Genomic DNA, 8648 nt, shown 5'->3' with positions numbered 1-8648 from the left:
CAAGAGAAAAACCGACATCCACCGGACGCTCGTCGGTCAGAAAGTTCCGCAGCCGATCCGCCTGAAAAGGCAGACCCGTGCTCGACCGAGCAGACAACGGCCACAGCACCACCGACGGCTCGGACATCTCGACCGACTCAACGACCTCGACCGGCGGAGCCTCCTCCAACACCACATGAGCGTTGGTACCGCTCACACCGAACGACGACACCCCGCCCCGGCGCGGTTGGCCGTGGTCCGGCCACTGCCGCGCCTCGGTCAGCAGTCGCACCGTCCCGGCGGACCAGTCCACGTGCGTGGAGGGTTCGGAAACGTGCAGGCTCTTGGGCAACACGCCGTTGCGCAGCGCCATCACCATCTTGATCACACCGCTGACGGCGGCGGCGGCCTGAGCATGCCCGATGTTCGACTTGACCGAGCCGAGCCAGAGCGGCCGGTCCGCCGGCCGGTCGTGGCCGTACGTGGCGATCAGCGCCTCCGCCTCGATCGGGTCACCGAGGGTGGTGCCGGTGCCGTGCGCCTCGATCAGGTCGACGTCGGTGGAGGTGAGCCCGGCGTTGGCGAGGGCTTGGAGGATGACCCGCTGCTGGGCCACCCCGTTGGGGGCGGTCAGTCCGTTGGAGGCGCCGTCCTGGTTGATGGCCGAACCGCGGATGACGGCGAGCACCCGATGGCCGTTGCGCTGGGCGTCGGAGAGGCGCTCCAGCAGCAGCATGCCGACACCCTCACCCCAGCCGGTGCCGTCGGCGTCGTCGGAGAAAGGCTTACAGCGGCCGTCGGAGGCCAGGCCACGCTGCCGGCTGAAGGCGACGAACGCGCCCGGGGTCGACATGACGGTGACGCCGCCGGCCAGCGCCAGGCCGCACTCCCGCTGACGCAGTGCGTGCGCGGCCAGGTGCAGGGCGACCAGCGACGACGAGCAGGCGGTGTTGACGGTGAGGGCGGGCCCCTCCAACCCGAGGCTGTACGCGACCCGCCCGGAGACGACCGCGCCGGAGCTGCCGGTGCTCATGTACGCCTCGACCGGTTCGGGTAGCACGGTGAGCCGGTCCCAGTAGTCCTGGCCGCCGCAGCCGACGAAGACGCCCACTGGCCCGCCGCGCAGCGAGTCGGGGTTGATGCCGGCCCGCTCACACGCCTCCCAGCTCGCCTCCAGCACCAGCCGCTGCTGCGGGTCCATGGCCAACGCCTCACGGGGCGAGATGCCGAAGAACTCGGCGTCGAACTCGTCGGCGTCGTGGACGAATCCGCCCTGCTGGACGTAGCTGCTACCGGCGGTGTCCGGGTCGGCGTCGTAGAGGGCGGTGGTGTCCCAGCCCCGGTCGGTCGGGAAGTCACCGATGGCGTCGACGCCGTCGGCGACCAGCCGCCACAGATCCTCGGGCGAGGTGACCCCGCCCGGGTAGCGGCAGGCCATCCCGACGATCGCGATCGGGTCCTGCTCCTGCGACTCGACCTCGCGAAGCCGCTCCCTGGTGCGGTGCAGATCGGCGGTGACCCGCTTCAGGTAGTCGAGGAGCTTCTCTTCGTTCGCCATCTGAACCTCACCAAACTCGTTGCCAGCGGGACGCGTTCCGGGAGCGCGTGGCGGCTCAGGTCATTCCGAGTTCCTTGTCGATCAGGTCGAACACGTCGTCGGCGGAAGCCGTCTCGAGACGGTCGACCAGGGTGGTGCCCGCGGTGGTGCTGAGGGTTTCGTTGAGCTTCGCCAGCAGCGACTGGAGCCGGACGGTGACCCGGTTGCGCTCGATCTCCTCCGGCGGCAGGCCGGCGACGGTGACCTCCAGCCGGTCCAACTCGGCGAGCAGGCCGCCGGAGGTGTCGCCGATGTACCCGAGTTCGGCGCGGAGCTGGTCGGCGAGGGCCTGCGAGTTGGGGTGGTCGAAGACCAGGGTGGCGGAGAGCCGGAGGCCGGTTGCTGCGCTGAGCCGGTTGCTCAGCTCGACGGCCGTCACCGAGTCCATACCGAGGTCCTTGAAGGCGCGCTGCGGTTCCACCGAGTCGGCGTCGCCGTAGCCGAGGACGGCCGCCACGTTGGTGCGGAGCGTGTGGAGCAGCAGTGCGCGCTGCTCGGCCTCGGGCAGCGCGGCGAGCCGGTCGGCCAGCGGCGGGGCCGACGGCGTGCCGGCGGCTCCGGCGGCCTCGGGTGCGGCGTCGGGAAGTTCGGCGAGCAGTGGCCGTGACCGGGCCAGGGTGTAGATCGGGGTGAACCGCGCCCAGTCGATGTCGGCGACGACGAGGTGACCCTCGTCGTGGTCGAGGGCCTGCCCGAGCGCGCCGACGGCGAGTCGGGGGTCCATGACGCCGACGCCGAGCCGGTCGAGGTGCGCGCCGACCTCGCCGGTGGCCATTCCGCTGCCGCCACCCCAGCTGCCCCAGGCGATGGACGTGGCAGCGACACCCCGGGCCCGCCGCCGATGGGCCAACGCGTCGAGGTACGCGTTCGCGGTGGCGTAACCAGCCTGCCCGGCACTGCCCCACACCGCCGCTCCAGAGGAGAACAACACGAACGCGTCCAACGACCGGTCAGCCAACAACACGTCAAGGTGCACCGCACCGAGCACCTTGGCCCGGCACACATCGGCGAAGTCGTCGAAACCGGCCTCACCCAACGGCACCTCCGGACGCAACACCCCCGCCGCGTGGAACACCGCGGACAGCTCCTCACCAAGATCAGCCAACAGCGCAGCAACCGCCCCACGATCAGACACATCACACGCGACGACATCGACCCCCCGGTGCCGAGCCACCAGATCGGCAGCACCCGGGGCGTCCATCCCCCGCCGGCTGGCCAACACAACCCGCTCGGCACCCCGGTCGACCAGCCACTCGGCGACATGCCCCCCGACGCCACCGGTACCACCAGTGACCAGCACGGTCCCGGTAGGCCGCCAGCGCCGCTCGGGGGTGCCGCCGGCAGTCCAGCTAACCATCCGCCGGGCCCGCACTCCGACGGATCGCACGGCGACCTGCTCCTCACCAGCGTCTGCGAGCAGGTCCACGAGCCGCTCGACGGGCTCACCAGACCAGTCGGTAGGCAGGTNGACCAAACCGCCCCACGAGTGGGGGTACTCCAGGGACAGGACGGTGCCGAAACCCCAGAGGGCACCCTGCACGGGGTGCGGCAGGTCCTCGAACCGGTCGACCCCGACACCACCGGACGTGACGCACCAGATACGCCCCGGCAAGCCGCGGCGGATGAGCGTCTGGATCAGCGTCACGGTATCGGTGACACCGACGGACAGACCGACGCCCAGCGGGTCGGTGCCATCATCGAGAGCGAGCAGCGACACCACGCCGGCCGGACTTCCGGCGGCGGGCACGTCGGTACCGGTAACCGTGACCACCTCGGCACCACGTGCGGCCAGGCCACCGGCGACGGTGCGTATCCGCGCGTCACCGACCAGCGCCGCCGGGACAACGACCCACCAGATGCCGATCAGCTCCCCGCCGGTAGGCAGATCGGTGGCCCGCCACACCACCCGATACCGCCAACCGTCCACCATGGACGCCTCCCGCTGCCGGGATCGCCACGACGTCAAGCCGGGTAGCACCTCGCCGACGACAGCAGAGGTGACGCCGAGGCCGTCGGCGAGCGCGTCGACGTCAGCGCGCTCGACGGCATCCCACAATCCGTCGCCGGTGTCGTCAGTAGCGCCGGCCGGGACGGCGGCGGGCACGTCGAGCCAGTAGCGCTGGTGCTGGAAGGCGTACGTGGGCAGCTCCGCCCGGCGGGTGCCGGGCAGGGCGGTGGTCCAGTCCACGTTGCCACCGCGCACGTGCAGCTCGGCCAACGAGGTGAGCAACCGGTCCAGGCCGCCGTCGTCGCGGCGCAGGGTGCCGGTGACCACCACCGGCCGGTCCGCCGACTCCAGCGTCTCCTGCATCCCCATGCCGAGCACGGGGTGCGGGCTGACTTCCACGTACGCGGTCCAGCCCTGTCCGGCGAGCGAGCGGATCGCCGGGCCGAACCGGACCGTGTTACGCAGGTTCTCGTACCAGTAGCGAGCGTCGAGGGTGGCGGTGTCGATCCAGTCGCCGGTGACGGTGGAGAGCATCCGGATCGTTGCGGTACGCGGGTTGATCGCGGCCAGGTCCTCCAACAGTCGGTGTTCCAGCGCCGCCACCTGCCCGGAGTGGGAGGCGTAGTCGACGGCCACCTGCTTGACCCGCACCCCCTCCTCGGTGAGCGCGGCGACGAGGTCGCGCAGCGCCTCTGGGGTGCCGGAGACCACCACCGAGCCGGCGCCGTTGACCACGGCGAGGGAGATGTCGCCCTCCCACTGGGCGATTCGCTCCTCCGCCTGGTCGGCGGGGAGCCCGACGGAGAGCATGCCGCCGTGACCGGCCAGCTTCTCGCTGATGGCACGGCTGCGCAGGGTGACCACCCGCGCCCCGTCGGCGAGGGAGAGCGCGCCGGCCACGCAGGCGGCGGCGATCTCACCCTGCGAGTGCCCGACCACGGCGTCCGGTTCGACGCCGTACGCGCGCCAGGTCGCGGCGAGGGAGACCATCATCGCCCAGAGGGCGGGCTGCACGACGTCCACCCACTCCAGGGAGGGTGCCCCGGGTATGCCGCGCACCACGTCGAGCAGATCCCAGTCGACGTACGCGCGCAGCTCGGTGGCGCAGCGCCGCATCTGCTCGGCGAAGACCGGCGAGGCGTCCAGCAAAGCGGCGGCCATGCCGACCCACTGGGCGCCCTGGCCGGGGAAGACGAAGACGACCCGGCCGGCGGCGTCGGCGGTGCCGGTGACCGCGTTCGGGGACGGCTGACCGGCAGCGACGGAGGTGAGCGCGGCGCGCAGCTGCGGCAGGTCCCCGCCGAGCACCACGGCCCGGTGGTCGAGTCGGGCCCGGCCGGCCAGCGTACGGCCCACCGCGGCGAGGTCGGCCGGCTCGTGGTCCAGGTGGGACAGCAGTCGCTCGGCCTGGGCGCGCAGTGCCCGGTCGGTGTGCCCGGAGAGTACCCAGGGCACTACCGCCGGGGTGGCCGGCTGCTCGTCCTCCCCGACCGGGGGCGCCTCCTCCAATACGACGTGGGCGTTGGTGCCACTGATGCCGAAGGAGGAGACCGCGCAGCGGCGGACCCGGGAGGTCCGCGGCCAGTCGACCGGTTCGGTGAGCAGTCGCACCGTGCCCGGGGACCAGTCGATCTCACTGCTGGGTTCGTCGACGTGCAGGGTGCGGGGCAGCACGCCGTACCGCATCGCCTGCACCATCTTGATCACCCCGCCGACTCCGGCGGCCGCCTGTGAATGGCCGATGTTGGACTTGAGCGAGCCGAGCCAGAGCGGGCGGTCGACGGGGCGGTCCTTGCCGTAGGTGGCCAAGAGCGACTGTGCCTCGATCGGGTCGCCGAGCCGGGTGCCGGTGCCGTGCGCCTCGACCGCGTCGATGTCCTGGGCGGTGAGCCGGGCGTTGGCCAGCGCGGCCCGGATGACACGACGCTGGGAAGGGCCGTTGGGAGCGGTCAGGCCGTTGGACGCGCCGTCCTGGTTGGTCGCGGAGCCCTGGATGACGGCGAGGACGCGGTGGCCGTTGCGCCGGGCGTCGGAGAGCCGTTCCAGCACCAGCGCGCCGGTGCCCTCGGCCCACCCGGTGCCGTCGGCGGCGGCGGCGAAGGACTTGCACCGTCCGTCGAAGGACAGCGCCCGCTGGCGGGAGAACTCGACGAAGGCGTCGGGGGTGCTGATCACGGTGACGCCGCCGGCGACGGCGAGCGAGGACTCCCCGGACCGCAGCGACTGGCAGGCCCAGTGCAGGGCAACCAGGGAGGACGAGCAGCCCGTGTCGACGGTGACCGCCGGACCTTCCAGGCCGAGGGTGTAGGACAGCCGGCCGGAAACGATGCTGCCGGCGCCCCAGCTGTTCGGATAGTCGTGGTAGGCGACGCCGGTGAACACGGCGGTGGGGCTGCCCTTGAGCGCCAGCGGGTCGATGCCGGCCCGCTCCAGCGCCTCCCAGGAGGTCTCCAGGAACAGTCGCTGCTGCGGGTCCATCTCGACGGCTTCCCGAGGGGAGATGCCAAAGAACGTCGGGTCGAAGTCGGCGGCGTCGTGAAGGAAGCCGCCCTGCCGGGTGTAGCTGGTGCCGGGGTGCTCGGGGTCCGGGTCGTAGAGCCGGTCGAGGTCCCAGCCCCGGTCGGTGGGCATGCCGGAGACGGCGTCGGTGCCGGTCGCGACGAGGTCCCACAGAGCCTCGGGTGAGTCGACTCCGCCGGGGTAGCGGCAGCCCATCCCGACGATGGCGATGGGCTCGGTGGCCCGTTCCTCCATGTCGCGGAGCCGCTCGCTGGTCTCGTGCAGGTCGGCCGTTACCCGCCGCAGGTAGTCACGAAGCTTCTGTTCGTTGGACATCAGGAACCCATTCGTGGACGGGGCCGGCAGAGCCTACGGATCATGAGGTGCCGAACTTGCTGTCGATGAAGTCGAAGAGGTCGTCGTCGGAGGCGGTGTCGAGGTCCTCGGTGACGGTGGCGACCTCGGCCGGGCGTTGATCGGCGGTCCAGGCCGCCAGCAGGGCCTTGAGCCGCTCCCCCACTCCGGCACGGACGCTTTCGTCGAGAGCGGCCACCGCGTCCGCATCCAGCGTGGACAGCGCCGTCTGGAGCCGGTCGAGGTCCTCGAGCAGGGTGACGCCTCCCGCGTCGGCGGGCACCAGCTCGGTGAGCAGGTATCCGGCCAGTTCGGTCGGGGTCGGATAGTCGAAGACCAGCGTGGCGGGCAGCCGCAGCGCGGTTTCGGTGGCTAGCCGGTTGCGCAGCTCGACGGCGGTCAGCGAGTCGAAGCCGGCTTCCTTGAACGCCCGCTCGGGGTCGACGTCGGCACCGCAGGCGTACCCGAGGACGGCGGCGACCTGATCGCGGACCAGCGCCAAGACGGTGTCCGGGCGGTCCGGTGCCGGCATCGCGGCGAGCCGGCCGGCGAGGTCGGCGGTGACGACGGCCGGGGTGGCCGGCTCGATGTCAGGATGGGCGTCGGGCAGCGCCGCGAGCAGTGGCCGTGACCGGGCCAGGGTGTAGATCGGGGTGAACCGCGCCCAGTCGATGTCGGCGACGACGAGGTGACCCTCGTCGTGGTCCAGGGCCTGCTGCAGCGCCTGGACAGCGAGCCGCGGCTCCATCGGCGGGGTGCCCTGTCGCCGCAGGTGCGCGGTGGCCTCGCCGGTGGCCATTCCGCTGCCGCCACCCCAGCTGCCCCAGGCGATGGACGTGGCAGCGACACCCCGGGCCCGCCGCCGATGGGCCAACGCGTCGAGGTACGCGTTCGCGGTGGCGTAACCAGCCTGCCCGGCACTGCCCCACACCGCCGCTCCAGAGGAGAACAACACGAACGCGTCCAACGACCGGTCAGCCAACAACACGTCAAGGTGCACCGCACCGAGCACCTTGGCCCGGCACACATCGGCGAAGTCGTCGAAACCGGCCTCACCCAACGGCACCTCCGGACGCAACACCCCCGCCGCGTGGAACACCGCGGACAGCTCCTCACCAAGATCAGCCAACAGCGCAGCAACCGCCCCACGATCAGACACATCACACGCGACGACATCGACCCCCCGGTGCCGAGCCACCAGATCGGCAGCACCCGGGGCGTCCATCCCCCGCCGGCTGGCCAACACAACCCGCTCGGCACCCCGGTCGACCAGCCACTCGGCGACATGCCCCCCGACGCCACCGGTACCACCAGTGACCAGCACGGTCCCGGTAGGCCGCCAGCGCCGCTCGGGGGTGCCGACGGCAGGCCAGCGAACCATCCGCCGGGCCAGCACTCCGACGGATCGCACGGCGACCTGCTCCTCACCACCGTCAGCGAGCACGTCCACGAGCCGCTCGACGTGCTCACCAGACCAGTCGGTAGGCAGGTCGACCAAACCGCCCCACGAGTGGGGGTACTCCAGGGACAGGACGGTGCCGAAACCCCAGAGGGCACCCTGCACGGGGTGCGGCAGGTCCTCGAACCGGTCGACCCCGACACCACCGGACGTGACGCACCAGATACGCCCCGGCAAGCCGCGGCGGATGAGCGTCTGGATCAGCGTCACGGTATCGGTGACACCGACGGACAGACCGACGCCCAGCGGGTCGGTGCCATCATCGAGAGCGAGCAGCGACACCACGCCGGCCGGACTTCCGGCGGCGGGCACGTCGGTACCGGTAACCGTGACCACCTCGGCACCACGTGCGGCCAGGCCACCGGCGACGGTGCGTATCCGCGCGTCACCGACCAGCGCCGCCGGGACAACGACCCACCAGATGCCGATCAGCTCCCCGCCGGTAGGCAGATCGGTGGCCCGCCACACCACCCGATACCGCCAACCGTCCACCATGGACGCCTCCCGCTGCCGGGATCGCCACGACGTCAAGCCGGGTAGCACCTCGCCGACGACAGCAGAGGTGACGCCGAGGCCGTCGGCGAGCGCGTCGACGTCAGCGCGCTCGACGGCATCCCACAATCCGTCGCCGGTGTCGTCAGTAGCGCCGGCCGGTGCGGCGGCGGGCACGTCGAGCCAGTAGCGCTGGTGCTGGAAGGCGTAGGTGGGTAGGTCGACCTGCCGCCCGCCCGGATGGATGGCCGCCCAGTCCAGGTCGACACCACTGATCCACGCCCGCGCCATCCCAGTGGCGTACGCCTCCACCTGATCAC

3 protein-coding genes are annotated in these 8648 nt (G+C 71.6%); all 3 read right to left on the bottom strand.

The window, feature by feature from the left end:
* A partial coding sequence (locus tag HCA58_RS22835; protein WP_205809471.1) for a beta-ketoacyl synthase N-terminal-like domain-containing protein occupies positions 1–1537 on the bottom strand: 1537 nt, incomplete at its 3' end.
* 55 nt (positions 1538–1592) lie between these two features.
* Positions 1593–6359, bottom strand: coding sequence for a type I polyketide synthase (locus tag HCA58_RS22830; protein WP_169600096.1), 4767 nt, complete (start codon positions 6357–6359; stop codon positions 1593–1595).
* Between the two features lie 40 nt (positions 6360–6399).
* Positions 6400–8648 (bottom strand): SDR family NAD(P)-dependent oxidoreductase (locus HCA58_RS22825; RefSeq protein WP_169600094.1); only part of this gene is annotated, 2249 nt, incomplete at its 5' end.

It is taken from the genome of Micromonospora sp. HNM0581, from assembly GCF_012726175.1.
Lineage (GTDB): Bacteria > Actinomycetota > Actinomycetes > Mycobacteriales > Micromonosporaceae > Micromonospora.
This window is presented reverse-complemented; position numbering and strand designations above follow the sequence as displayed.